At 64.6% G+C, this 22,997-nt stretch carries 22 protein-coding genes, 7 tRNA genes and 1 riboswitch; of the genes, 14 read left to right on the forward strand and 15 right to left on the reverse strand.

Annotated features, from left to right (window positions below):
- Positions 1-42 precede the first annotated feature (42 nt).
- From QRN45_RS06125 to QRN45_RS06180, 12 genes are all read right to left on the reverse strand, one after another.
- Positions 43-306: a phosphoribosyl-ATP diphosphatase gene (locus QRN45_RS06125; RefSeq protein WP_078105460.1), complete on the reverse strand. Its 264-nt coding sequence runs from the start codon at positions 304-306 to the stop codon at positions 43-45.
- A gap of 115 nt (positions 307-421) precedes the next feature.
- A complete protein-coding gene (gene ribH / locus QRN45_RS06130; protein WP_078105461.1) occupies positions 422-907 on the reverse strand; it encodes a 6,7-dimethyl-8-ribityllumazine synthase in 486 nt (161 codons plus the stop codon).
- A 37-nt stretch (positions 908-944) separates the two neighbouring features.
- Positions 945-1,646, reverse strand: a complete 702-nt coding sequence (gene ribA / locus QRN45_RS06135; RefSeq protein ID WP_241708275.1) for a GTP cyclohydrolase II — start codon at positions 1,644-1,646, stop codon at positions 945-947.
- Complete coding sequence (ribB, locus tag QRN45_RS06140) at positions 1,643-2,338, reverse strand: 3,4-dihydroxy-2-butanone-4-phosphate synthase (RefSeq protein ID WP_139359513.1); 696 nt, start codon at positions 2,336-2,338, stop codon at positions 1,643-1,645. Before ribB ends, ribA begins: the two co-directional genes overlap by 4 nt.
- Positions 2,335-2,970: a riboflavin synthase gene (locus QRN45_RS06145; RefSeq protein WP_284762693.1), complete on the reverse strand. Its 636-nt coding sequence runs from the start codon at positions 2,968-2,970 to the stop codon at positions 2,335-2,337. Before QRN45_RS06145 ends, ribB begins: the two co-directional genes overlap by 4 nt.
- Positions 2,970-4,121 (reverse strand): bifunctional diaminohydroxyphosphoribosylaminopyrimidine deaminase/5-amino-6-(5-phosphoribosylamino)uracil reductase RibD, encoded by a 1,152-nt coding sequence (ribD, locus tag QRN45_RS06150; protein ID WP_284762694.1) that lies wholly within the window; start codon positions 4,119-4,121, stop codon positions 2,970-2,972. Before ribD ends, QRN45_RS06145 begins: the two co-directional genes overlap by 1 nt.
- Entirely contained in the window at positions 4,118-4,816 is a 699-nt protein-coding gene (gene pnuC, locus QRN45_RS06155; RefSeq protein ID WP_284762695.1) for a nicotinamide riboside transporter PnuC, read from the reverse strand. Before pnuC ends, ribD begins: the two co-directional genes overlap by 4 nt.
- Before the next feature lie 84 nt (positions 4,817-4,900).
- Positions 4,901-5,055, reverse strand: a riboswitch (FMN riboswitch).
- 79 nt (positions 5,056-5,134) lie between these two features.
- On the reverse strand, positions 5,135-5,797 hold the full coding sequence (gene rpe, locus QRN45_RS06160; protein WP_284762696.1) for a ribulose-phosphate 3-epimerase: 663 nt from the start codon (positions 5,795-5,797) through the stop codon (positions 5,135-5,137).
- A gap of 93 nt (positions 5,798-5,890) precedes the next feature.
- Entirely contained in the window at positions 5,891-7,441 is a 1,551-nt protein-coding gene (locus tag QRN45_RS06165; protein WP_284762697.1) for an RsmB/NOP family class I SAM-dependent RNA methyltransferase, read from the reverse strand.
- A complete protein-coding gene (gene fmt, locus QRN45_RS06170; protein ID WP_284762698.1) occupies positions 7,438-8,358 on the reverse strand; it encodes a methionyl-tRNA formyltransferase in 921 nt (306 codons plus the stop codon). Before fmt ends, QRN45_RS06165 begins: the two co-directional genes overlap by 4 nt.
- Positions 8,355-8,921: a peptide deformylase gene (gene def, locus QRN45_RS06175; protein ID WP_078105470.1), complete on the reverse strand. Its 567-nt coding sequence runs from the start codon at positions 8,919-8,921 to the stop codon at positions 8,355-8,357. The genes fmt and def overlap by 4 nt, the downstream gene beginning before the upstream one ends.
- 50 nt (positions 8,922-8,971) lie before the next feature.
- Positions 8,972-9,853 carry a cytochrome gene (locus tag QRN45_RS06180; RefSeq protein WP_284762699.1) on the reverse strand — a complete coding sequence of 294 codons (882 nt, stop codon included), beginning with the start codon at positions 9,851-9,853 and terminating at the stop codon, positions 8,972-8,974.
- Between the two features lie 175 nt (positions 9,854-10,028).
- Here QRN45_RS06180 and QRN45_RS06185 point away from each other — a divergent pair, with 175 nt between their 5' ends.
- The 3 genes from QRN45_RS06185 (at position 10,029) to acs (ending at position 13,979) form a co-directional block, all read left to right on the forward strand.
- Positions 10,029-11,177 carry a GGDEF domain-containing protein gene (locus QRN45_RS06185; protein ID WP_264637758.1) on the forward strand — a complete coding sequence of 383 codons (1,149 nt, stop codon included), beginning with the start codon at positions 10,029-10,031 and terminating at the stop codon, positions 11,175-11,177.
- 141 nt (positions 11,178-11,318) lie between these two features.
- On the forward strand, positions 11,319-11,993 hold the full coding sequence (locus QRN45_RS06190) for an acetate uptake transporter (protein ID WP_078105473.1): 675 nt from the start codon (positions 11,319-11,321) through the stop codon (positions 11,991-11,993).
- A gap of 6 nt (positions 11,994-11,999) precedes the next feature.
- On the forward strand, positions 12,000-13,979 hold the full coding sequence (gene acs / locus QRN45_RS06195; protein WP_284762700.1) for an acetate--CoA ligase: 1,980 nt from the start codon (positions 12,000-12,002) through the stop codon (positions 13,977-13,979).
- Positions 13,980-14,050: 71 nt separating this feature from the next.
- Here the strand turns inward: acs and QRN45_RS06200 are convergent.
- Positions 14,051-14,125: transfer RNA gene (locus QRN45_RS06200), tRNA-Val, on the reverse strand.
- A gap of 236 nt (positions 14,126-14,361) precedes the next feature.
- On the opposite strand from QRN45_RS06200, the gene QRN45_RS06205 reads away from it, so the two are divergent.
- The 8 genes from QRN45_RS06205 to QRN45_RS06245 all read left to right on the forward strand — a co-directional run bounded on the left by QRN45_RS06205 (position 14,362) and on the right by QRN45_RS06245 (position 18,430).
- Positions 14,362-14,434, forward strand: a tRNA-Gly gene (locus QRN45_RS06205).
- A 55-nt stretch (positions 14,435-14,489) separates the two neighbouring features.
- A tRNA-Cys gene (locus tag QRN45_RS06210) sits at positions 14,490-14,560 on the forward strand.
- Positions 14,561-14,601: 41 nt separating this feature from the next.
- A tRNA-Val gene (locus QRN45_RS06215) sits at positions 14,602-14,676 on the forward strand.
- A 54-nt stretch (positions 14,677-14,730) separates the two neighbouring features.
- Positions 14,731-14,803, forward strand: a tRNA-Gly gene (locus tag QRN45_RS06220).
- Positions 14,804-14,851: 48 nt separating this feature from the next.
- Positions 14,852-14,926, forward strand: a tRNA-Val gene (locus tag QRN45_RS06225).
- Positions 14,927-14,980: 54 nt separating this feature from the next.
- Positions 14,981-15,056, forward strand: a tRNA-Gly gene (locus tag QRN45_RS06230).
- A gap of 262 nt (positions 15,057-15,318) precedes the next feature.
- The gene (locus QRN45_RS06235; RefSeq protein WP_413542317.1) at positions 15,319-16,749 is read left to right on the forward strand and encodes an amino acid permease; all 1,431 of its coding nucleotides are present in this window, start codon (positions 15,319-15,321) and stop codon (positions 16,747-16,749) included.
- Positions 16,750-17,212: 463 nt separating this feature from the next.
- Complete coding sequence (locus QRN45_RS06245; RefSeq protein WP_284762701.1) at positions 17,213-18,430, forward strand: benzoate/H(+) symporter BenE family transporter; 1,218 nt, start codon at positions 17,213-17,215, stop codon at positions 18,428-18,430.
- 18 nt (positions 18,431-18,448) lie between these two features.
- Here the strand turns inward: QRN45_RS06245 and zapE are convergent, their stop codons facing one another.
- Positions 18,449-19,486 carry a cell division protein ZapE gene (gene zapE, locus QRN45_RS06250; RefSeq protein WP_078105483.1) on the reverse strand — a complete coding sequence of 346 codons (1,038 nt, stop codon included), beginning with the start codon at positions 19,484-19,486 and terminating at the stop codon, positions 18,449-18,451.
- A 209-nt stretch (positions 19,487-19,695) separates the two neighbouring features.
- Here zapE and QRN45_RS06255 point away from each other — a divergent pair, with 209 nt between their 5' ends.
- The 3 genes from QRN45_RS06255 (at position 19,696) to ybaK (ending at position 21,672) form a co-directional block, all read left to right on the forward strand.
- Complete coding sequence (locus QRN45_RS06255; protein WP_078105484.1) at positions 19,696-20,619, forward strand: sulfurtransferase; 924 nt, start codon at positions 19,696-19,698, stop codon at positions 20,617-20,619.
- 88 nt (positions 20,620-20,707) lie between these two features.
- The gene (locus QRN45_RS06260) at positions 20,708-21,163 is read left to right on the forward strand and encodes a SufE family protein (protein ID WP_171983380.1); all 456 of its coding nucleotides are present in this window, start codon (positions 20,708-20,710) and stop codon (positions 21,161-21,163) included.
- Positions 21,164-21,180: 17 nt separating this feature from the next.
- Positions 21,181-21,672 (forward strand): Cys-tRNA(Pro) deacylase, encoded by a 492-nt coding sequence (gene ybaK / locus QRN45_RS06265; protein ID WP_284762702.1) that lies wholly within the window; start codon positions 21,181-21,183, stop codon positions 21,670-21,672.
- Between the two features lie 30 nt (positions 21,673-21,702).
- Here ybaK and QRN45_RS06270 read toward each other — a convergent pair whose 3' ends face one another.
- Positions 21,703-22,953, reverse strand: coding sequence for an alpha/beta hydrolase family protein (locus QRN45_RS06270; RefSeq protein WP_284762703.1), 1,251 nt, complete (start codon positions 22,951-22,953; stop codon positions 21,703-21,705).
- Between the last annotated feature and the right edge of the window lie 44 nt (positions 22,954-22,997).

Here is a 22,997-nt window from a genome sequence, read left to right on the forward strand (position 1 = left end):
GCTCTGCCAGGACCTTTTCAGGTCCGGACCGAGCGGACGTGGCTAGAGATGCTTGTAAACGTCTTCCAGGCCCAGACCCTTGGCGAGCATCAGGACCTGCAGGTGGTAGAGCAACTGGGAGATTTCCTCGGCTGCGGCTTCATCGGATTCATACTCTGCAGCCATCCAGACTTCGGCGGCTTCCTCCACGACCTTCTTGCCGATGCCGTGGATTCCGGAGTCCAATTCGGCCACGGTGCGGGAGCCTGCCGGACGGGTCGCTGCCTTTTCGCTCAGTTCTGCGAACAGCGTCTCGAAATTCTTCACGCCCTACAGCCTACTTGCTCGCGGCCGGTGACCGCCTGTCGGGTCATTGAATGACGGAAGGGATGTGAGCGAACGCACAACGTGTGCCGGCACGCCCACATCCCTTTCGTCGCTGTTAGGCGTACTGCTTGAGGGTCAGCGCAGTGGAGAGCGCAGCGGTCACGGCTTCGTGGCCTTTGTCCTCGGACGAGCCGTCCAGCCCGGCGCGGTCCAGACCCTGCTGCTCGGTGTCGCAGGTGAGCACGCCGAAGCCCACCGGCACGCCGGTGCGGACGCTTACTTCGGTGAGCCCCGACGTCGCCGCCTGGCACACGTAGTCGAAGTGCGGCGTGCCTCCGCGGATGACGACGCCGAGGGCAACGACGGCGTCGAAGTGCGGCGCGAGCCGTGCAGCTGCGACGGGAAGCTCAAAGGATCCCGGGACGCGCAGCACCGTGGGCTCGGCGATGCCGGCTTCCTTGGCGGCACGCAGCGCGCCGTCGAGAAGGCCATCCATGATCTGGGTGTGCCAACTGGCAGCCACGATGGCGAGTTTCAGCTGGTGGGTTTCCTCGGGATTGAGGGTGGTGAGGTCGATGGTAGGGGCGCCGTGTCCGCTCATGGGTGTGTGGTGATCCGTTCAGTCTTAAGGGTGAAGTTCAGTCTTGTTCGAGGTCAAACGTGCCGGCAGTTGCGTGCGTGCCGGCCGGTTCAGCGTCACCGAGGGTCAGGCGGTGGTCCATGCGGTCCTTCTTGGTCTGGAGGTACCGAAGGTTTTCTTCCCGGGACGGGACCTCGGTGGGCACCATCTCGACCACCTTCACGCCGGCCGCGGCAAGCCGGTTCTGCTTGTCCGGGTTGTTGCTCAGGAGCCGGATTTCATGAAGGCCCATTTCGGCGAGGATCTGGGCGGCGGCCTTGTAGCAGCGGGCGTCCACGGGGAGCCCCAGCTGCTCGTTGGCCTCGACCGTGTCGAATCCGGCCTCCTGCAGGGCGTAGGCCTTGATCTTGTTGGCCAGGCCGATGCCGCGGCCCTCCTGTCCACGAAGGTAGAGCAGGGTCCCGCCCTCTTCGCGGATGAGTTCCAGGGCGTAGGCCAGCTGTTCGCCGCAATCGCAGCGGTACGAACCGAAAACGTCGCCTGTGAGGCACTCGGAATGCAGGCGCACCAGGGGAGGCTTGCCGGCAAGCGGCGCTTTCGGGGAACTCACCGCCAGGTGCTCTGCCCCGGTGGCGAGGTCGGTCCACGCCTGTGCCACGAACTCACCGAAGGCGGTGGGTAGCTGGACAATCGGGCCGCCGCTCACGGGATGCGTTGCGCGCGCGGGCGTGCCGCCGTCCTGCGTTGTCGCTGTGGTCATCGCTGTTCCTCGTTTCCTGCCGGAATTGCAACCTGGTGCCCCGCCTCCGACGCTACAACATAAGCCACGAGGTCCTCGATCGAAATCAGAGGACATCCATGCTCGGCAGCGAACTCCCGGAGGCTGTCCAGGCGCATCATTTCACCATCGTCATGTACCAATTCGGCGATCACGCCCACCGGGGCGAGCCCCGCAAGCCTGCAGAGATCAACTGCCGCCTCCGTGTGTCCCGGACGTTCACGCACTCCCCCCTTAACGGCCCGGAGCGGAAAAATATGCCCGGGCCGCGTGATCGAGGACGGAGTGCTGCTGGAATCAGCCAGAATCCGGGCGGTCAAGGCCCTGTCCGTGGCGGAAATGCCGGTGCTTACGCCCAGCGCAGCATCACAGGACACCGTGTACGCCGTGCCTTTGGCGTCTTCGTTGACCAGGACCATGGGCGGCAGCGCCAGGGCATCGGCCCGCGACTCCTCGAGGGGAACGCAAATGACTCCCGAGCTGTAGCGGATGGTCCAGCCCATGAGGGCAGGCGTCGCGTGTTCGGCGGCGAAGATGATGTCGCCTTCGTTTTCGCGGTCTTCATTGTCCACCACGATGACGGGACGGCCGGCTGCCATGGCCTTGACGGCCTTCTCCACCGGGTCCAGCCCCTGGCGCACCACTGCGGTACTGCCGTTGTGTGCGGCGCTCACTGGGCAGACCCAGCGGCGGTTGCCGAACCGAAGGAGAGCAGTCGCTCGGTGTATTTCGCGAGGACGTCCACCTCAAGGTTGACGCGCCCGCCCGTGACCTTGGCCCCGAGCCCGGTTTCGTCCAGCGTGGTGGGAATGAGTCCCACCTCAAACCAGGGGTTCACTTCTTCGGCCGGGCTGACGGCAGTGACGGTGAGTGAAACGCCGTCGACGGCGATCGAGCCCTTTTCGGCGATGTACCGTGCCAGCGGAGCCGGCACGGCAAAGCGGAGGCGGTCCCAGTTACCCAGCGACTCGCGCTCCAGAAGCTGCCCGACGCCGTCGACGTGGCCCTGCACGACGTGGCCGTCCAAGCGGCCGCCCGCCTGGACACAACGCTCAAGGTTCACCGAATCACCGGCGGCAAGCTCGCCGATAGTGGTGCGGACGAGGGTTTCGCCCATGACGTCGACGCTGAACTCCCGGCCGTCGATGTCCGTTGCGGTGAGGCACACGCCATTGACCGCGATGGAGCACCCTAAGCCAAGGCCTTCGGTGGTGCTCGGGGCCGTGAGGCGCAGCGTGGCGCTGGCCTCGCCGTCGTGCTCGACGGACAGGACCGTGCCTTGTTCAGCGACGATTCCGGTAAACATCAGTGTCCTCCTGTGGTGGTGTCCGAGGCGTCCTTGCCCGGAAATGGTTCGTGGTGTTCGGTGTGCGACTTGCTCCAGGCCGGTTTGTTTCCGTCCGATGGTCCGGACCTCAAATGCAGCCTGAGGTCCCGGCCCAGCGCATGGACCGCGCCGCCACCGGCGTCGTCCCAGTTCCAGTGCTGGGCGTCGGCGAGGGTGGAGATGCCGAGATCCATGAGGGCAGGCGTACCGGCACCCAACAGGGTGGGCGCAAGATAGACGATCAGTTCATCCACCAGGCCGGCGGCGAGGAAGCCGCTCAGGATGCGGGAGCCGCCTTCCACCATGACGTGCCGGACGCCTTCGGCGAACAGCAACTCCAAGGCCTCTGACGGGTCGCGGGTCGGCAAATGGATGAACTTGCCGTCAGGCCCCCGCACGGCGGCATCGGCCGGGACCTCCCGCAGCCCCATGACGGCCCGGAGCGGCTGGCTTGGCGATTCCACGCCGTCACTCTCCCGCGCCGTCAGCCGAGGGTTGTCCACCAGGACGGTCTCGGTGCCCACAAGTATGGCGTCGATCAGGCGCCGCAATCCGTGGTTGTCGGCAAGCGATTCAGGGCTGGAGATCCATTGGCTGGTTCCGTCGGCGGCCGCGATCCTGCTGTCGAGGGTCTGGGCAATGTGGAGCGTGACGAAGGGGCGCCTGGCGTCCACCGCGTTGAACCACTCGCGGTTCAGCTTCAAAGCCTCGGCCGCGGCGAGCCCGGACCGCACATCCACGCCGGCAGCGCGCAGCCTGCCGGCACCGCCAGCGGCTGGATCGTGGGGATCATCGACGGCGTAAACCACCCGTGATATGCCGGCGTCAATGATCGCAGTGGTGCACGGTCCTGTGCGACCTACGTGGTTGCAAGGCTCCAAGGTCACCACCATGGTTGTTCCCGCGAGGTCGAGGCCTTTCGCCTTCGCCTTGGCGATCGCATCCGCCTCGGCATGTGGCGTGCCTGCGCCGCGGTGGTAACCCGTGATGAGCTGTTCTCCGTTGGGCCCGAGCACAACCGCACCCACCAAGGGATTGGCACCACGGTGTCCCCGCAGGGCCACGTGCAGCGCCGTGTCCATGGCCGCGGACTCAGCTTCCGAAAAATTCGGTTCAATAGCGTCGCTCATGAGAGGGCTCCTGCGGTTTCCGGCTCGGGCGTTGGCCTGAGCGGCCGGCTTTCACGTCGGTCTGCGCGCCACCAGACGAAGAATCCGGCAAGGGTGAAGAACCCGTAAAAGAGGTACATGAAGGCGCTGGCAAAATAGCCCGCGCTGAAAAGCAAGGGAACGCCCACAATGTCCACGGCGACCCAGATCAGCCAGAATTCGGTCCAGCCGCGCGCCATGCCATACGTCGCCAGGAGTGAACCCATGAAGGTCCAGGCGTCCGCCCACACAGGGGGGTAGGAACCCATGGAAGCGAAGACGGGAGTGAGTGCGGCTGTTCCCGCAATCATGGCGGCCACCATGCCGACCCGCGCTGTGGGGCTTGCCCAGCCGGGCACGATGGCGTGGCCATGCGCGCCTGCTTCGAGTCCCCGGCGCCAGCGGTACCAGCCGTAGACGGCGACCGTAATGAACATCATCTGGCGTCCGGCCTGGCCCCACAGGGTTGCCGGCGAGGCGGCGCCGAAGACGTTGCCCAGAAAGACCGTGAGCAGGAGCAGGTTGCCCGCGATTCCGATGGGCCATGCCCAGACTTTGCGGCGCATGCCGCCCAGGGCGCTGGTGAGCCCGAAAATGTTGCCTAGCACTTCGCGAAGAACAAGCACAGATCCGCCTACGGGAATCTGTGCTTCGAAGAGCCATCGCAGAAAGTCCATGTCGTTCCTTCCCTCGAATGCCGCGATGGCTCCGGGGGTGTACGACAGCGCGATGCCGGGCGCACGAAACGCCCAAGCATGACTGTACGTGCTTCTCCCATCCAGACTTTAACTGTCGGTACTGGAGTTCCACCAGTTCAACCGTCCGCCGTCGAGAATCCCGTGAGGGAAACGCGATGGCTCGCGGGTCGCGGACTATAACCGCCGGTTCGGAATTACACCGACCCCGGAGCACGTATGTGTGTTGCTATTCTGACACAACTGGAGGCATGGACGATGTATTCCCGGTGCAATATGCATGCCATTGCGTCATTGTTGTCACATTGCCGCGAGGCCTGCCGCCCGGAGCCGCTTAATGGCGGCAGCGGGGTCCTCATGTCCGTACACCGCGGAGCCCGCAACGAACACATTCGCACCGGCTTCTGCTGCCCGGACAATGGTCTCCTCGGTCACGCCGCCGTCGACCTGGATGGCGACGCCGATACCCGAGCCCTCGATCGCCGCCCGCGCCCGCCGGATCTTCGGCAGGGTCACGTCCAGGAAGGACTGCCCGCCGAAGCCAGGCTCCACGGTCATGATGAGGAGCATGTCCAGTTCGCTGAGCATGTCCAGGTACGGTTCCACCGGAGTGGCCGGACGGAGGGCCATGCCTGCCTTCGCACCGCGGGCACGGAGCTCACGCGCGAGCTTGATGGGAGCCATCGCCGCTTCCGCGTGGAAAGTCACGGAAGCCACGCCTGCGTCGGCGTAGGCCGGTGCCCAGCGGTCGGCGTCGGCGATCATCAGGTGGGCGTCGAGCGGCACCGGGCTCACGGCCTGGATCCGCTCCACCACCGGAAGGCCGAGCGTCAGGTTCGGCACAAAATGGTTGTCCATGACATCGACGTGGACGGCGTCGGCGTTGCTGATTCTCTTCAGCTCGGCTTCCAGGTTCACGAAGTCCGCGGACAGGATGCTCGGGTTGATACAGCACTCAGTCAAGGCAGTTCCCTCAGTGTTGGTGGCGGTCTGGTGGTTGTGGCAATTCTCCAGCTTAGGTACGCGGGACGTTCAGCCGGGGAAAGGCGCCGAAGGTTACGGCTTCTTCCGGATCAGCGCCAGGAACATCGCGTCGGTTTGATGCACGTGCGGCCACAGCTGGGCGGTCAACTCGTGCCCGGCGCCGAGGTTGCCGCTCAGGCTGACAGCGTCCAGGGCCGCACCGGCGTCGATCTGCTCCAAGTCGTCCCGCTTGCGCAGGACATCGCTGACGACGGCGGTGGTTTCGGCCGGGTGCGGGGAGCACGTCACGTACGCCACCACTCCGCCCGGTTTGACGGCGTCGATGGCCGAATGGAGCAATTCACGCTGCAGCGGTCCGAGATCGGCAAGGTCCTTGGGGGTCCGGCGCCAGCGCGACTCGGGCCTGCGCCGCAGGGCGCCCAGGCCGCTGCAGGGAACGTCGACCAGCACGCGGTCGAAGCCCCCCGGTTGTTCCGTGCCGACGTCGCGGCCGTCGCCAACCCTCACGGTCCAGGAGCCCGCGGGAACCGCAGAGAGGGCTTGGCTGACCAGCTTGGCCCGGTGTTCCGCCGGTTCGTTGGCCAGGAGGGTCGCACCTTCCTGGTGGGCGAGGGCTGCCAGCAGCGCGGCCTTGCCGCCTGGACCGGCACACAGGTCCAGCCATTTCTCGCCGTCTTGGGTGGCCTGTCCGAGGTCCACACCCGCGACGGCGCGGGCTACCAGCTGCGATCCGACGTCCTGGACGCGCGTGGTGCCCTCGCGGATGGAGGACATGCGCCCCAGGTCGCCGCCGCTGGACAGCGCCGAGTCGATCACGAGTTCACCGGGAGTGGCCCCGTCCTCCAGGGCTTCATCGAGGTTGCCGATGCCGGGAAGCGCCACGAGGTTCACCACAGGGGCGGCGTTGTCGGCTTCGAGCAGTTCGGTGATTTCACTCGCGGGACGGCCATGCATGACGAGCGACTGGCGCAGCGCCCTGACGATCCATTCCGGGTGCGCATGGCGTATGGAGGCGATCCTGGTTTCGTCGGTCTCGTTCTCCAGCAGGTGGTCGAGCCACTCCGGGAGCGTCCGGGCGGTGACTTTTCGGAGCACGGCGTTGATGAGCGACGACGGGCCGGCCCCGATGACCGCGCGGGCCAGCCCGACAGTCTGGTCGAGGGCTGCGTGCGCAGGAACGCGCATGGCGAGCAATTGGTGGGCACCCAGCCGCAATGCATCCAGGACTGCCGGATCGAGTTGGTCGAGCGGCCGGTCGACACACTCGGCCAGGACGGCGTCGTACATTCCTTGGCCGCGCAGCGCTCCGTAGCTCAGTTCGGTGGCGAATCCGGCGTCGCGCTTGTCGAGGTGGTGGTGGCGGATCCGTGAGGGCAGCACGAGGTTCGCATACGCGTCTTCCGAAGCGACCGCGCGCAAGACTTCGAAGGCCACCAGTCGCGCCGGATCCGCGCGTCGGGTCCGCTGGGACGGTGCGTTGGTGGTGAAACCGCGTTGCGGGCCCCTGTTGCGTTCGCGGCCTTGGGCGTTGCGGCTGCTTTCGCCGCGGGGACCGCGGTTGCCGTGGCTACCGCCGTCCCTGTTCCCACTGTTGTCGGAGCCGCGCCGGCCGGACTCATTCATTCGAATTCCACGCTTTCTGGTGTTGCCAAACCACGGGCCCAATCGGCCGACGGCATCATCTTTTTGCCCGCAGGCTGGATCTGCCCGAGCTGCACCGCATGGGATCCGGTCCCGACCAGGACGTTCTTGCCGTCAATCCGGATCTTGCCGGGTGCAAGGTCCCGGATGTCCGGGCGCAATCCCACGGGTTCCAGCTTGACCCGCTGCCCGTCGAGCATGGTCCACGCTCCCGGTTCGGGGGTGACCCCCCGGGCCCTGCGGTTGATGGCGAGGGCCGGTTGCCTCCAGTCGAGCCGGCCGTCGTCGAGCGTCAGTTTGGGCGCGAGCGAAACGTCGCCTTGCTGGGGCACCGGAGCCGCACTGCCGGACTCGACGGCGGACAGAGTCTGGGTGAGCAGGACCGCGCCGCTGCGGGAGAGCCGTTCCAGCAAGTCGCCCGCCGTGTCTTCGGGGCGGACGGTTTCCGTCAACGTCCCGAAAACCGGCCCGGTGTCGAGTCCTTCTTCCAGGTGGAAGGTGGCCGCCCCGGTGATGTCATCGCCGGCGATGACTGAGCGTTGGACCGGTGCGGCGCCCCGCCAGGCGGGGAGCAGGGAGAAGTGGAGGTTGATCCAGCCGTGGCGCGGCACACCGAGTGCGGCTTTGGGGACAAGGCCTCCATAGGCCACGATTGCGGCGACGTCCGGCTCATATGAAGCGATCCGCTCCGTTGTCCCGGCGTCCACCTTGGAGGCGTGGATGATGTCGATGCCGAGTTCAGCGGCACGTGCTGCCACGGGCGACGGCGTCAGGATCCGTTTGCGGCCGGTCGGGGCATCCGGCCTGGTCAGCACCGCCACGACCTCGAAACCCGCCTCGATCAGCGCGTCAAGGGAGGGGACGGCGACGGCCGGAGTGCCGGCGAAGAGCACCCTCATTCGGCGGCGCCGAAGCTGCCGAAGCTGGAGCCCACGGTGTTGGCCCTCTTGGCGGTGGTCCGTTCGGTCACGGAGTGGTAGTCCGCCGCGCGGATGGCCCGGAGGGCGGTTTTCCGGTCCTCACCCTCGAGGCGGTCAGTGAACAGGATCCCGTCAAGGTGGTCGGTCTCGTGCTGGAAGCAGCGGGCAAGCATGCCCTCCGCCTCGACGGACACGGGATTGCCGTGCAGGTCCACGCCGGTGGCACGGGTGGTCCTGCGGCGGCGGACCGGGAACGCGAGTCCGGGAATGGAGAGGCAGCCTTCCACTTCGTCGGGCTGGAAATCATCGCTGCTCTCGAGCACGGGGTTGATGATGTGGCCTTCCACGCCGCCGATCCGGTAGGTGAAGACCCGCTGGCTCACGCCGACCTGCGGCGCGGCGAGCCCTGCACCGTCCACGTCTTCCATCGTCTCGGTCATGTCCGACACAAGTTTGGCGAGCTCAGGCCCGAATTCCGTGACTGGATCAGCAACTGTGCGGAGCACGGGATCGCCGATGATACGGATACTCAAAATGGCCATGTGCTGTCTTTCCTCACGATCGGCGAAGCTTCGGTCCCGTCAAAAGGGGCCTAGGCCAGTTTAGTTGAGCCTGCGGATGCCGTGGCGGCAGGGTACGACGGCGGAGCCACAGGGAGCAGCGCCGTTCCGGCTGCGGCCACGTCGGCAGACATCTCCCACACTCTCTTCAAGGCGCAGAACTTCCACCAATGGTGTTTGAGGACGTCCGGGTTGGCCCGCTGGGGACGCACTTCGGTCTCGCCGATAGCCACCGCGAGGAGAACCGGGTTTTCACCGTATTTCCACGGCTCCCACTCCCCTGCCACTGGATCCACAAGGCTCTCCTCGGCTTTCATTCCCGCGACAAGCTGCATGACCACCTTGTCATCGAGGGGCTTCACCGTTCCATCGCGGGTGGTGCCTTTGGTCTTGTAGTCGATCAGGCAGACCCTGCCATTGATTTTGGCCACGAGGTCCAGGGTTCCGGCGTAGCCCACGCTGGCGTTCCACACGGTGATCTCGGGCGCGATGGGTTCCACCCGGTACAACTCCCACCATTCATCGAAGCGGGCCGCGAACGCTTCCTCTCCGTGTGAAACGAGCTCATCGAGTGTTTCCTTCACGCGGTGCGGGCGTCCGAGGGCGCGGAGCGCCACTTGCTCGCAGTAGTTGTGCACGCGGTCTCCGCGGCGCGCAGCGTCGTCCCGGTACACCTCCGCTGCCTTGGCGGCTTTGTTGACCGCCTGCCTCAACTTGGCAGGACTGGAAAGGTGCTGCGGGAGTTCGGGGTCTTTCGCCAAGCTGCTGGCACCCATGTAGCCGAACCAGCCGTCCAGGGAATGGGCCTGCTGGCCGATCACCGTGGTGATGGAAGGAACCGAGAAGGCCTCGGACGTGGACCGGGCATACATCCGGCCGTATTCGGTGGCATGGGCAAGCAGTGGATCTGTCATGGGAAAACTCTTTCACACACCGCTGACAAGAAGACGCGGAGCCTTTGTGGCCGACCACGAGACGTCCCGGGCGCGCTATTTAGCGCGCTAGTTAACAAGACCGTACGCATGGTGCACTTGGTTCTGTGACTCACGGTGCCATAATTGGTCACGTCCTCGGCTACGGGAGCAAATCTTGGTCCTCGATATAACAACCCTGCGAGTCGCCCTTGGCGTTGTCGCCCTGACGCTGCTCCTTTTGTTCTATGCATCCTTCAGGCGCACGCGATCGTCCTACAACGGGTGGTGGTGCATCGCACTCCTGTGCTTCCTGGCTGGAAACCTGGCCTTCCTCCTCAACGGGACGCCACATCAAGTCTGGGCGAATCCCTCGGGGAACGTCCTGTTGGTGGCGGGCGCGCTGAGCGTGTGGACCGGCGCCCGGTCCTTGAGGATGCTGCCGCCCCCCAAATGGCAGTTTGCTACTGCGTGTGGGGTCACGGCCCTTGCCTCCGTGTTGGAGAGCCCCGGTTACAACACCTGGTCCGGAGGCTTGGTATATCTGGGGTTCATGACGCTGGGCATCGCTTTGGCGTCCCGCGATCTGTGGCGCCTGGATTCCAGCTACTCCCATGTGCACAAGTCGATGGCCTTGGCCGCCGGTTTCCTTGCCGCCTACTATTTTTGCCGCCTTGCCGTTTACCTCGTCGAAGGTCCCACCGGCCCGACCTTCCGGATGTATTTTGGCCCGTCGATTGCCAGCCTCGTCACGCTGGTACTCCTGGTTGCCGTGTCCTTCAGCATGACCGCCCTCAGCAACGATCAGCTGATCAACCGGCTCAGTGAGCGCGCTGCCCGCGACAACCTGACCGGGCTTCTCAACCGTGGCACTTTCATGGACCTGGCCACCCAGGAACTCGAGCGCCTCCACGCTTCAAGCTCGGTCGCTTCCTTGATCCTGGCCGACCTGGACCACTTCAAGGCGATCAACGATGAGTACGGCCATGCCGCCGGCGACGCCGCGCTGCAGGCATTCGCGGCTGCGTGCAACGAGTCGGTACGATCCACCGACCTGGTCGGACGATACGGGGGCGAAGAGTTCATCCTGCTTTTGCCGGGAGCCAGCCAGGAACGGGCCGAAAGCATCGCGGCCGACATCAATCGTGCCTTGGCGGCACGCAAAGACCTCGAGGACATCCACATTCCTACCGTGAGTTACGGAGTCACCTCCACCGGGTTCGACGCCGTCGACCTCACCGCGATGATTGCCGCTGCAGACGCGGCCCTCTACGAAGCCAAGTCACTCGGAAGGAACAGGGTGGTCAGGGCAGCGCCCCGCGGATAACAGCGAAGCTCCCACATGTGACTTACATCACAAGATACTGTGATTTGAACCACACGGGGTTTCGATTGTGACTTGCATACTCAGGTGTAACCTGATATGCGACACCAGTGATGGTGCTGGTGCTGACCAAGGAGTCGTGCCATGAGTATCGAATCAAGTTCTGCCGCGGGAACCACCCCGGCCGATAGTGGTCACCGGGCTGGAAACCCCCTCTCAGCCCAGAGTGTTGCGGCATCCCCGCAGGCGAGCGCCAGTCCCCCGTTTGCCGATCCTGCAGCCTTGGGTTTGGGCGCATTCGCGTTGACCACTTTTGTCTTGAGCGTCGTCAATGCCGGCCTGATCGCCAAGGGCGACGAACCCGTGGTCCTTGGGTTGGCTCTCTTCTACGGCGGCCTCGCACAGTTCGGCGCCGGGATCTGGGAATTTGCCAACCGCAACGTCTTCGGCGCGACGGCCTTCTGCTCGTACGGGGCGTTCTGGCTGTCCTTCTGGTTCCTGGCCCAGTTCAGCGCGGCCGGCCTTCCACCGGCGGACGCCGGCAAGGGCGTCGGCCTCTACCTGCTGGCGTGGGCCATCTTCACCGCCTACATGACCATTGCCGCGTGGCGTGTCAGCATGGGCGTCTTCGCGGTTTTCGTTGCCCTGACGCTGACCTTCATCGCCCTGTTCATCGGCGCCTTCGCCGCGTCCGCCGCCATGACGATGCTCGGCGGCTGGCTGGGCATTGTGACTGCGCTCATCGCCTGGTACTGCTCCCTCGCGGTGGTCGCGAACTTTACGTTCAAACGAGTCCTGCTTCCCGTGGGACCACGGTGACCGGTGATGGCCGACTACCCGACAGAACCGGATGAAACCCTCGCAAACCTGCTGCACGAACAACGGCGATTCCCCCCGGAAGCCGGCTTTACCGCCCAAGCCAACGCCACGGCGTCGGACTACGAAGAGGCCGACGCCGACAGGCTGGCTTTTTGGGCGAGGCAGGCGGAGCGGCTGGACTGGTCGCAAAAATGGTCAGAGGTCCTGGACTGGTCCAACCCGCCATTCGCCAAATGGTTCGTCGGGGGCAAGCTGAACGCAGCCTACAACTGCCTGGACCGGCATGTCGTCGCCGGCCGCGGAGACAAAATCGCCTACTACTTCGAAGGGGAAGGCGGAGATACCCGCACCATCACCTATGCCCAGCTCACTGACATGGTCCGCCAGGCAGCGAATACGTTGACTGATTTGGGCGTCACGGCAGGAGACCGGGTGGCCATCTACATGCCGATGATCCCGGAGACCATCGTGGCGATGCTGGCTTGCGCCCGGATCGGGGCTCCGCACACTGTCGTCTTCGGCGGGTTCTCCGCGGACGCCCTGCGGACGCGGATCCACGACTGCGACGCGCGGATCGTCATCACCTCCGACGGCGCCTACCGCCGCGGCAAGGCAACCGGGCTGAAGCCCGCCGTCGACGAGGCCCTGCTGGACTGCCCGGACGTCCGCAACGTCCTCGTGGTCAGACGCACAGGCCAGGAGATCGACTGGATCCAGGGGAGGGATATCTGGTGGCATGAGTCGGTTGAGTTGGCGTCCACTGACCACCAGGCCGAAGCTTTCGATGCCGAGCATCCGCTGTACGTGATGTACACCTCGGGGACAACCGGCAAGCCCAAGGGCATTCTGCACACCACCGGCGGCTACCTCACGGCGTGCGCCTACACGCATTGGGCTGTGTTCGACCTGAAAGCGTCCTCCGACATTTTCTGGACAGCGGCGGACATCGGATGGGTCACCGGGCACAGCTACATCGTGTACGGTCCCCTGGCCAATGGCGCCACCTCCGTGCTGTACGAAGGGACTCCCGATACCCCGCACCAAGGCCGCTGGTGGGAAATCATCGACAAGTACAAAGTTTCGATTCTCTATTGCGCCCCCACCGCGATCCGCACATTCATGAAGTGGGGCGCCCAGATACCGGCAAAGTACAGCCTCGGGAGCCTGCGTGTGATCGGGACGGTGGGCGAGCCGATCAACCCGGCAGCGTACATCTGGTACCGGGAGAACATCGGGCACAACCGCACTCCGGTTGTGGACACCTGGTGGCAGACCGAGACCGGGTCCATCATGATCAGTCCGCTCCCTGGAGTTACGGCGGGCAAGCCGGGTGCCGCCATGAAAGCCCTGCCCGGGATCGTGGCCGACGTCGTGGATGACGCGGGGGCGCCGGTTGCCAACGGTTCCGGCGGCTATCTGGTGCTGAAGGCGCCGTGGCCCTCCATGCTGCGCACCATCTGGGGCGACGACGAGCGGTACGTGGAGACCTACTGGTCACGGTTCCCGGGTCTCTACTTCACAGGAGACGGTTCGAAGAAGGACGAAGACGGAGATATCTGGCTTCTGGGCCGGGTCGACGATGTGATGAACGTGGCAGGGCACCGGCTCTCGACGACGGAAATCGAATCGGCACTGGTGTCGCATGCGAAAGTCGCGGAAGCCGCCGTCGTCGGCGCCACCGACGAAACCACGGGGCAAGCGATCGTCGCCTTCGTCATCCTCCGCAGCGAGGCGGGCGACGGCGGCCCGGAAGTGGTGCAGGAGCTGCGTGAGCATGTTGCCAGGGAAATCGGCAAAATCGCCCGGCCCCGGCAGATCATGGTGGTGGCTGAACTGCCCAAGACCCGGTCCGGGAAGATCATGAGGCGGCTGCTCAAGGACGTCGCACAGGACCGGCCGATCGGGGATGTCACGACCTTGGCGGACTCATCGGTCATGGACCTGATCAAGGCCGGGATGCCGGGCGGAGCTGGAGGGCAGCGCTAGCCTGTGGCATCCGGACAACAAAAGGGAGCTCCTCCGGCCTGCGTTTCCGCGGCCGGAGGAGCTCCCTTTCCTGGTGGGCGATACTGGGTTCGAACCAGTGACCTCTTCGGTGTGAACGAAGCGCGCTACCACTGCGCCAATCGCCCGTGCACAAGAAGACTAACCGACCCCGGCCGGAATTCAAAAATCGGGGCAACCACCGCGAAAATGCGTGTGAATCACATTGGTGTAACTCGCAAAATCCGCGCCAATTCAAGGAACTAACGCTCATTGCGTACGATTCGGGCAGATCGATTTGGAGTTTCCCGGAACCTCCTATAGAGTTTTTACTCGTCGGAAAGCGACGGAATGCCCCCTGCGGACAGGCCGTCCAAGAAGACATGCGGACGTAGCTCAGCTGGTAGAGCACCACCTTGCCAAGGTGGATGTCGCGAGTTCGAATCTCGTCGTCCGCTCGCAGGACACTGTCACGGCATTGAGTTCTTGGAACCTCAGGAATCGTGCTTACACGGTGGGTTGGCCGAGAGGCGAGGCAGCGGCCTGCAAAGCCGTATACACGGGTTCGAATCCCGTACCCACCTCGGTGAAAACCTTGGTTTCCGGTCCAGGCCGGATTGCATTTGGGCGATTGGCGCAGCGGTAGCGCGCTTCCCTGACACGGAAGAGGTCACTGGTTCGATCCCAGTATCGCCCACCAAGGCAAGGCAACTTGCTTGTTGATGAAGGTCCGGCCCGCCGGAACGCATCATGTGCGGACGTAGCTCAGCTGGTAGAGCACCACCTTGCCAAGGTGGATGTCGCGAGTTCGAATCTCGTCGTCCGCTCTCGTATTTTAAGGTCCCGGCAACGGGCCGGCCGGCTTATGCCGATCCGGGCGATTGGCGCAGCGGTAGCGCGCTTCCCTGACACGGAAGAGGTCACTGGTTCGATCCCAGTATCGCCCACCAAGGCAAGGCAACTTGCTTGTTGATGAAGGTCCGGCCCTCCGGAAAGCATCATGTGCGGACGTAGCTCAGCTGGTAGAGCACCACCTTGCCAAGGTGGATGTCGCGAGTTCGAATCTCGTCGTCCGCTCCACCCTCCTGTCCCGGCCCGGTTCCGCTGACCTAAAGCAGGGACATTTATCCAAGCAGCTCCGCCGGAGCTGCTTTTTTTGTGCCCTGGACGCCCGCTTACGCGGTCCGCATGTTGGAAGGATCGGTAAAACTGATCGATACTACTCAGCAAAAATCACTTTATCCAATGTGATTCGGATCGCATACTTTTCTTCGGGCAGTCATTCGCCAACGCCACAAGGCAGGAGCACACAGTGAATCAACAAACACTCGTCCGTTCGATCATGAGGAAGAAACCCATTGACGACATCGAGGAGGAAAGTAAGCACAGCGGACTCTTCAAAAGCCTGGGCCTCTGGCAACTGACTGCAATCGGCGTCGGCGGCATCATCGGCGTCGGGATCTTCTCCCTGGCTGGTCTCGTGGCGCACGGAAGCGCGGACACGCCGGGCGTCGGCCCCGCTGTGCTGATTTCGTTCCTCGTCGCGGGGCTTGCCTCAGCGGCCGCAGCACTTTCCTACGCCGAATTCGCCGGGATGATTCCCCGCGCGGGATCCGCCTACACCTACGGCTACGTTGCCCTCGGCGAGGTCATCGGATGGTTCATCGGCTGGGACCTCCTGCTGGAGTACATCGCAATCGTCGCCGTCGTCGCGATCGGCATTTCCGGATACTTCGACGCGTTCCTTTCCGGGATCGGCGTCCACATGCCGGCGTGGATGACCTCGACGGCGGACGAGGGGCATGGCGGCATCATCAACCTGCCTGCCATCCTGGTCTGTTTGCTGGTCACCTGGATCCTGTCCCGTGGAACCAAGGCCTTCGGCCGCTTCGAGCTGGTGGCGGTGGCCATCAAGGTGGTCCTGATCCTGTTCATCATCGGCCTCGGCATCTTCTACATCAACACCAACAACTACAACCCGTTCATGCCCAGCGGTTTCGGCCCGGTGGTGGCCGGTTCGGCCACCGTGTTCTTCGCCGTGTTTGGCTACGACGCCATGAGCACCGCGGCCGAGGAAGCCAAGGACGGCAAGAAGCACATGCCCAAGGCGATCGTGCTCTCGCTTGTCATCGCGATGCTCCTTTACGTTGCGGCGACGCTGGTGCTCACCGGCATGCAGAATTACAAGGACATCAACCCGACGGCCGGTTTCGCCTCCGCCTTCAGCGGTGTTGGCCTGCCTGTCATCGCCACCATCATCTCGGTGTTCGCCGTCCTGTCCATCCTCACCGTCATGTTGACCTTCCTCCTCGGCGTTACCCGTGTTTGGTTCTCCATGAGCCGTGACGGCCTGCTCCCGGGCTGGTTTGCGAAGACGGACCGACATGGCACCCCGCAGCGTGTCACGTGGATTGCAGGACTTGCGTCGGCATTCTTGGCGGGCGTGTTCCCCATCAAGGCCGTTGCGGACCTGACCAACATCGGTATCCTGGCCGCGTTCGTCGTCGTTTGCCTCTCGGTCATCATCTTTCGGTACAAGAAGCCCGACGCGCCGCGTACCTTCCGGCTGCCGTTCATGCCCGTGGTTCCGGCATTCGGCATGCTTGCGTCAGCCTTCCTCATGACGCAGTTGCGTTGGGAAACCTGGCTGCGCTTTGTCGTGTGGCTGGCCATCGGACTCGTGATCTATTTCAGCTACGGCCGCAAGCATTCCCTGATGAACCCGGACAGTCCCCGCCATCAGGAGCTTTCTGCCCACGAGGCCCAGCTGTGACCCCCTCCAAGAGGCATTTGACATCCCAGTCAAATTTTCCCTTGGCACCTCCAAGGTCTCGGGTTAGGATCGAAAACGGAGGAGCGAACTGGCTCCGGGATGGAAAGGAGGTGCCCGTGGGATTATTTGACGATCTGAAGGGCAAAGTTCAGGACCTCGTTGGTGGCAATGAAGAAGCCATCAAGGATGGCATCGAATAGGCCGCCGATTTTATCGACGACTAGATGCGGTTCAGAGAGCCGCTTCCAGGTTCGTGGGCAACCTCGACGGTTTGCTGTAAGGGCTTCGGCCCGGACAGCTCCCTCCGCCAATGAGGCTCCGTAGCCGGTTCAACCGGCCAGAGCTCCCGAATACAGTTACGTCAACGGGGCACCGGTCCCGCCGCGAGGCGCCGCCGGTGCCCTTGGCGTTTAACCGCCGCGTCCTCGGCAGACGGGCCGCGGCTCCGGTAACGTGAGGGACTATGCCAGCGTCACCTCTCCACACCGGACAGACACGTCCAGCGCCCGCTTCGCGGCAGCTCTCCCGTCCGCTTGTGGCCGGAATCGTGACCGCGCTGGTCGGCTTCACTTCATCCTTCGCAGTGGTGCTCGCAGGCCTCAGGGCGATGGGGGCCACTCAGGAACAGGCCGCCAGCGGGCTGCTTGCCCTCACTCTCACCTTCGGGGTCGGAGTGCTCTGGCTGTCCTGGCGCTCGCGCCTGCCGGTTACGCTCGCGTGGTCGACGCCCGGCGCCGCTTTACTGGCAGGAGCCGGAGTGCCCGACGGCGGGTGGCCGGCCGCCGTCGGCGCCTTCCTTGTGGCCGGGGTGCTGATCGCCCTGACGGGGCTCATTCCGGCTCTCGGCAAGCTGATGGCGAAGATTCCCACGGCCCTCGCCCAGGCGATGCTGGCCGGAGTGCTCCTGTCCCTCTGCCTTGCCCCGTTCAAGGCCTTGGGCACCGCTCCCCTGCTGGTGGCTCCCGTGATCCTCTGCTGGCTCGTCATGATGAAGCTGGCGCCCCGCTGGTCGGTCCCTGCCGCATTGTTGGTGGCGTTGGCCGTCATTGGAATCTATATCGTGGCCAACGGTGCGGGCATTCCCACGAACCGGTTGTTGCCCGGGTTGCAGTGGACCACCCCCGCTTTCACGCTGAGCTCGGTGGCCGGCGTCGCGCTGCCCTTGTTCATTGTCACCATGGCATCCCAGAACATTCCCGGGGTGGCTGTGCTGAGGTCCTTCGGCTACACCGTCCCGTGGCGCCAGACAATGTGGGTGACCGGGGCAGGGACTGCGCTCGGGGCTCCCTTCGGTGGACATGCGATCAACCTTGCCGCACTGAGCGCCGCGCTGGCAGCCGGGGAAGAAGCGGGTGAGGACCGGGGCCGGCGCTGGATCGCGGCCTTCACGTCCGGCCTTGCCTACCTCGTGCTGGCAGCGTTCTCCGCCGCACTGGTGACCGTCGTGGCGGCGGCACCACCAGGGCTCCTGGAGGCCGTCGCAGGATTGGCCCTGCTGGGCACCTTGGCCTCCGCCATCGCTTCTGCGCTGGCTGTCGCCGAAGAACGCATCGGAGCCTCCGTGACGTTCCTGATCGCAGCCTCGGGCCTCAGTTTCGCGGGAATCGGCGCCGCGTTCTGGGCACTCGCCGCCGGAATCCTGGTTCGTTGGGTCCTGAAAGACAGGGAACCCCAAAACTAGAGTGGGGCAGCAGGGTCCCTACGAAGGCTCGTGGTTTTGGCCCTCACGCGCCAGGGCGGTCAGGCGGGACACGGCGCGGAAGTACTTCTTCATGTACCCGCCGGTCATCATTTCCTCGGTGAAGAGCTTGTCGAAGGGGACGCCGCTGGCAAGGATCGGGACGTCCTTGTCGTACAGGCGGTCGGCCAGCACCACGAAGCGCAGGGCAACGGCCTGCTCCGTAATGGTTGCGACATCGCGCCAGACGACCGCGTCGATTCCTGCGATCAGCTTCCGGTAACGGCTGGGGTGGACACCCGCGAGGTGGTCGATCAGGCCGCGGAAATCGTCCACGGCCACTGTCTGGCCATCGAACTCGGCGTGCATCTGCCGCTTAAGGTCTTCGGTCTTCAAGGGTGCCGGGGCTGCGGGCAAGCCGCGGTGCCTGAAGTCTTCCCCGTCGATCCTGACAACATCGAACTGGTCCGCAAGGACCTGGATCTCCCGCTGGAAGTCGACGGCGGCAAAGCGGCCGTCCCCTAGTGAACCAGGCAAAGTGTTGGACGTGGCAGCGAGCTTCACACCGGCGTCGGACAATTCACGCATGAGGCGCGACATCAGCACCGTGTCGCCCGGATCGTCGAGCTCGAATTCGTCAATGCAGACAAGCTTGTAGCTGCTCAAAGCCTCCACGGTCTTCCGGAAGGACAGGGCGCCTACCAGGTTGGTGTACTCCACGAAGGTCCCGAAGGCTTTCGGCCCGGGAGCGGAGTGCCACAGGGAAGCCAGCAGGTGGGTCTTTCCGACGCCGAATCCGCCGTCGAGGTAGATCCCGGCCCTGGTGTTGACTTTCTTGCTGAAAAGGCGCTTGAAAAGACCGTCTCCGTCGCCGGCTCCCACCGTCGCCCCGAAAGCTTCCAGGGCCTTGACCGCCGCGGCTTGGCTGGGCTGGTTCGGATCCGGCCGGTAGCTCTTGAAGGACACCGCTCCGAACCGTGGCGAAGGGTAGAAACCCTTGAGAATCTCATCCGCTGAGGCCGCCGGCGTGCGCGCGACGAGCTGTTCGATCTGTACCAATGCGGTCCGTTCTTCGTGTCGTAAGTCCCCAGCAAGAATACCGGCAATGACACGCCCCGGGCGGACACGTGATGAAGGCCATATTTCACCATATGAACGGGGAGGAGCTTTAGTCCTTGGCCCTCGATACTGTGGGATTAATGCCCGGGCACGTCCTATCGCCCGGCGCCGCCCGGTGTCAGTGAAAGTGTCAGTGAAAGGCCATACCAATGTCCTACCCCGTTGAACAGAACGAGAAGTTCGCCGCGTACGCCCACCCGGAACGGCTGGTGTCCACCGAGTGGCTCGCCGCAGCCCTTGAAGGCGGTGCGCTCGGCGACGGCAAGCTGGTTGTTGTCGAATCCGACGAAGACGTCCTCCTGTACGAGACCGGCCACATCCCGGGGGCAGTCAAGATCGACTGGCACACCGACCTGAACGATGAAGTCACGCGGGACTACGTCGACGGTGAAGCGTTCGCAGCCTTGGCGGCCGCCAAGGGAATCTCGCGTGACACCACCGTGGTGATCTACGGCGACAAGTCCAACTGGTGGGCCGCTTACGCCCTCTGGGTATTCACCCTCTTCGGCCACGAAGACGTCCGGCTCCTGGACGGCGGCCGCGACAAGTGGATCGCCGAAGGCCGCGAAGTCACCACCGACGTCCCCCAGCCCGCCGCGGGCGAATACCCTGTGATCGAACGCAACGACGCCCCGATCCGCGCCTTCAAGGACGATGTCCTGGCTCACTTCGGCAAGCCCCTGATCGACGTCCGCTCCCCCGAGGAATACACCGGCCAGCGCACCCACATGCCGGCCTACCCCGAAGAAGGCGCCCTGCGTGGAGGCCACATTCCCACCGCAGCCTCGATCCCGTGGGCACGCGCCGCTGCCGAAGATGGCACCTACCGCAACCGGACCGAACTTGAGGACCTCTATCTCGGAGAAGCAGGCCTCACGGAAGGCGACGACGTCGTGGCCTACTGCCGCATCGGCGAGCGTTCCAGCCACACCTGGTTCGCGCTGAAGTACCTGCTTGGCTTCGAAACGGTCCGCAACTACGACGGTTCCTGGACAGAGTGGGGCAATGCAGTGCGCGTCCCGATCGTCAAGGGCGCCGAGCGGGGCTCCGTCCCCGCACTCGCCGGAAAGTAGTCCGGACCTCCGTGCCTTGCCGTCCCGGCGCGGCCATATTGACGCAACAGGGAGCCAGACCGGCCCGGACCTGCGTAAGCTGGAAGTGATGAGTACCAATACCTTGCCCGCCGCACTGGCGGAAATTGTCGATGACTTCCAGGCACTGACCGAGCCCGATCGCCTTCAGCTGTTGCTTGATTTCTCGCGCGGGCTCCCGGCCTTGCCGGAACGGCTGCTGGACCACCCCGAGCTCCTGGAGCAAGTGGTGGAGTGCCAGTCGCCCCTGTTCCTGACCATTGAGCAGGAAAAGACCCCCGACGGCGTCGCGTACCGTTTGTACTTCAAGGCACCGCCCGAGGCGCCCACCACGCGCGGCTTCGCGGGGGTTTTGCACGAGGGGCTGGACGGGCTGACTGCCGCAGAGATCCTGGCTGTTCCCGACGACATGCCCGAATTGCTGGGCCTCACCCGGGCCATCACACCGCTGCGCATGCGCGGGATGACGGCCATGCTGGGGCGGATCAAGCGCAAAGTCGCCGCGGCAGACCGCTTGTTGTCCTGATCCGGGATACTCCGGGAATGGCCAGGAAACAGGCTGCACAGGGAACGCCGGCCACAGCCGTACTGGCTGCGGCCGGCGTTCCGTTCACGCTGCACCCCTATGCGCATGATCCTTCGGCGCCCAGCTATGGCCTCGAGGCAGCCGAGGTCCTCGGCATAAATCCCGGGCGGGTCTTCAAGACCTTGATGGTGGACATTGAAGGCAAGCTGGCGGTCGGCATCGTTCCGGTCAGTGGCACGCTGGATCTCAAGGCAATTGCCGCGGCTCTCGGATCCAAGAAGGCCACCATGGCCGATCCCAAGATGGCCGAGCGACGCACCGGCTATGTCCTGGGTGGAATTTCCCCGCTGGGCCAACGCCAGGCGTCGCCCACGGTGCTCGACGGATCGGCGCTGGCCTTCGGCACGATCCTCGTCTCGGGTGGACACCGTGGCCTGGACATTGAGCTGGATCCCGCAGACCTTATTCGGCTGACCGGCGCCCGGACTGCGCCGATCGGCAGCCCCTAGCAAGCGCAGGGAGCACGGGCGCCAAGGCTCTCAATCCGACGCCGGCCCGCCACGGGGCGTGAGCCGTGGAGCCAACCACGAGCTCACCAGCCGTTCCCACTTCTGCGGATCCACGTTCCACTCTTTCGTGTGGCGGGCGCCGTCGAAGGGCTCAAAGGTGACCATGTCCGGATTCTTTTCGGCGAGGCTGGCCGAGGGCTCGTAGGGAACGTATTCGTCATCCACGCTATGGATCACGAGCGTCGGAGTCCGCAGTTCGACGGCACGGGTGTCCCAGTCCATCGCCTTCAAGTCGACGGGCGCGGCGAGGCCGGTGAGGCGCCGGCCCAAAGGGTGCCCCAACATCAGCTGTCCGTAGCGGCCGACGGCGTAGGGGATCCTGTTGATCTGTGCGTGGTGTGCCAGGACGTTGACCCAGTTGATGACCGGCGCGTCCAGGACCATGGCCCTGATCACGTGGCGGTTGCGCGAAAGATCGGCCGTCTGCAGGCAGATTGCCCCGCCCATCGACCAACCGAACAGGACCACCTCGTGGGCGCCTTGGGCGAGTGCGTAGTCAATGGCGGCGTCGATGTCGTGCCATTCCGTGGACCCCAGGCCGTAACGCCCGTCGGGGGCCGACGGTGCCAGTCCGTCGTTCCGGTACGAAACCAGGAGGCTGTCGAGCCCGAGTTCGCGAGCGGTGCGCACGGCGCGCAAGCCTTCGAGCCGGGTAGCACCACGGCCATGGACCATGATCGCCCACACCTTCGCCGGCTCCCCCGCGCCCGACGGAATCAGCCACGCAGGGGCGTGGCCACCCTCGACGTCGATCTGTATGTCTTCCGAATCCAGGCCAAGCGCCGCCGGGGAGTCATAGACTGCACCGCTCCACCATGCGCGCCGGGCTGTCGCCAGATCCCCGCTGTAGACTTCCTCGACTTCGCGCTGCACCGTCCGCTCAGCGGGTGAATAGGACACGATCCGTCCGATCCGCGCGAACCCCGTCCCGCCCGCGAAGTAGAGGCTGAAGACGCCGTCGACAGTGGTGTCCGGGGTCGCTGCGAGGATGACCTGAAGCCCTTTGTCGCCGCGCACCACCGCCAACACTTCCTGGTCGGCTTCCCGCGTTGAAGGGGTGATGACCCGCCGGGCGAAATAGGCTGCGAGCGCGGAAGACCCTGCGCCGAGCAAGCCGGCGATGCCGCTTCCGGCAACGATCCCGGCAACGGCCCATTTGGCGCGCACGGACATTTTCGCGCCGTTCTCAACGGTCGGAGCAGCTCGGGTCATGGATGCCATATGACCATTCTCCCGGTTGCGGGGCAGTGTTCCGAACAGCGCCC

It is taken from the genome of Arthrobacter sp. efr-133-R2A-63 (genome assembly GCF_030209795.1).
Taxonomy (GTDB): domain Bacteria; phylum Actinomycetota; class Actinomycetes; order Actinomycetales; family Micrococcaceae; genus Arthrobacter; species Arthrobacter bambusae_A.

Coding starts and splice junctions, on each gene's coding strand:
- QRN45_RS06235 (WP_413542317.1), top strand. CDS start 15,319: ATGAGGAAGAAACCCATTGACGACATCGAGGAGGAAAGTAAGCACAGC.
- QRN45_RS06190 (WP_078105473.1), top strand. CDS start 11,319: ATGAGTATCGAATCAAGTTCTGCCGCGGGAACCACCCCGGCCGATAGT.
- def (WP_078105470.1), bottom strand. CDS start 8,921: ATGGCCATTTTGAGTATCCGTATCATCGGCGATCCCGTGCTCCGCACA.
- ribH (WP_078105461.1), bottom strand. CDS start 907: ATGAGCGGACACGGCGCCCCTACCATCGACCTCACCACCCTCAATCCC.
- QRN45_RS06270 (WP_284762703.1), bottom strand. CDS start 22,953: ATGGCATCCATGACCCGAGCTGCTCCGACCGTTGAGAACGGCGCGAAA.
- ribD (WP_284762694.1), bottom strand. CDS start 4,121: ATGAGCGACGCTATTGAACCGAATTTTTCGGAAGCTGAGTCCGCGGCC.
- ribA (WP_241708275.1), bottom strand. CDS start 1,646: ATGACCACAGCGACAACGCAGGACGGCGGCACGCCCGCGCGCGCAACG.
- QRN45_RS06180 (WP_284762699.1), bottom strand. CDS start 9,853: ATGACAGATCCACTGCTTGCCCATGCCACCGAATACGGCCGGATGTAT.
- QRN45_RS06145 (WP_284762693.1), bottom strand. CDS start 2,970: ATGTTTACCGGAATCGTCGCTGAACAAGGCACGGTCCTGTCCGTCGAG.
- QRN45_RS06245 (WP_284762701.1), top strand. CDS start 17,213: ATGCCAGCGTCACCTCTCCACACCGGACAGACACGTCCAGCGCCCGCT.
- QRN45_RS06165 (WP_284762697.1), bottom strand. CDS start 7,441: ATGAATGAGTCCGGCCGGCGCGGCTCCGACAACAGTGGGAACAGGGAC.
- QRN45_RS06255 (WP_078105484.1), top strand. CDS start 19,696: ATGTCCTACCCCGTTGAACAGAACGAGAAGTTCGCCGCGTACGCCCAC.
- acs (WP_284762700.1), top strand. CDS start 12,000: ATGGCCGACTACCCGACAGAACCGGATGAAACCCTCGCAAACCTGCTG.
- pnuC (WP_284762695.1), bottom strand. CDS start 4,816: ATGGACTTTCTGCGATGGCTCTTCGAAGCACAGATTCCCGTAGGCGGA.
- QRN45_RS06260 (WP_171983380.1), top strand. CDS start 20,708: ATGAGTACCAATACCTTGCCCGCCGCACTGGCGGAAATTGTCGATGAC.
- fmt (WP_284762698.1), bottom strand. CDS start 8,358: ATGAGGGTGCTCTTCGCCGGCACTCCGGCCGTCGCCGTCCCCTCCCTT.
- ybaK (WP_284762702.1), top strand. CDS start 21,181: ATGGCCAGGAAACAGGCTGCACAGGGAACGCCGGCCACAGCCGTACTG.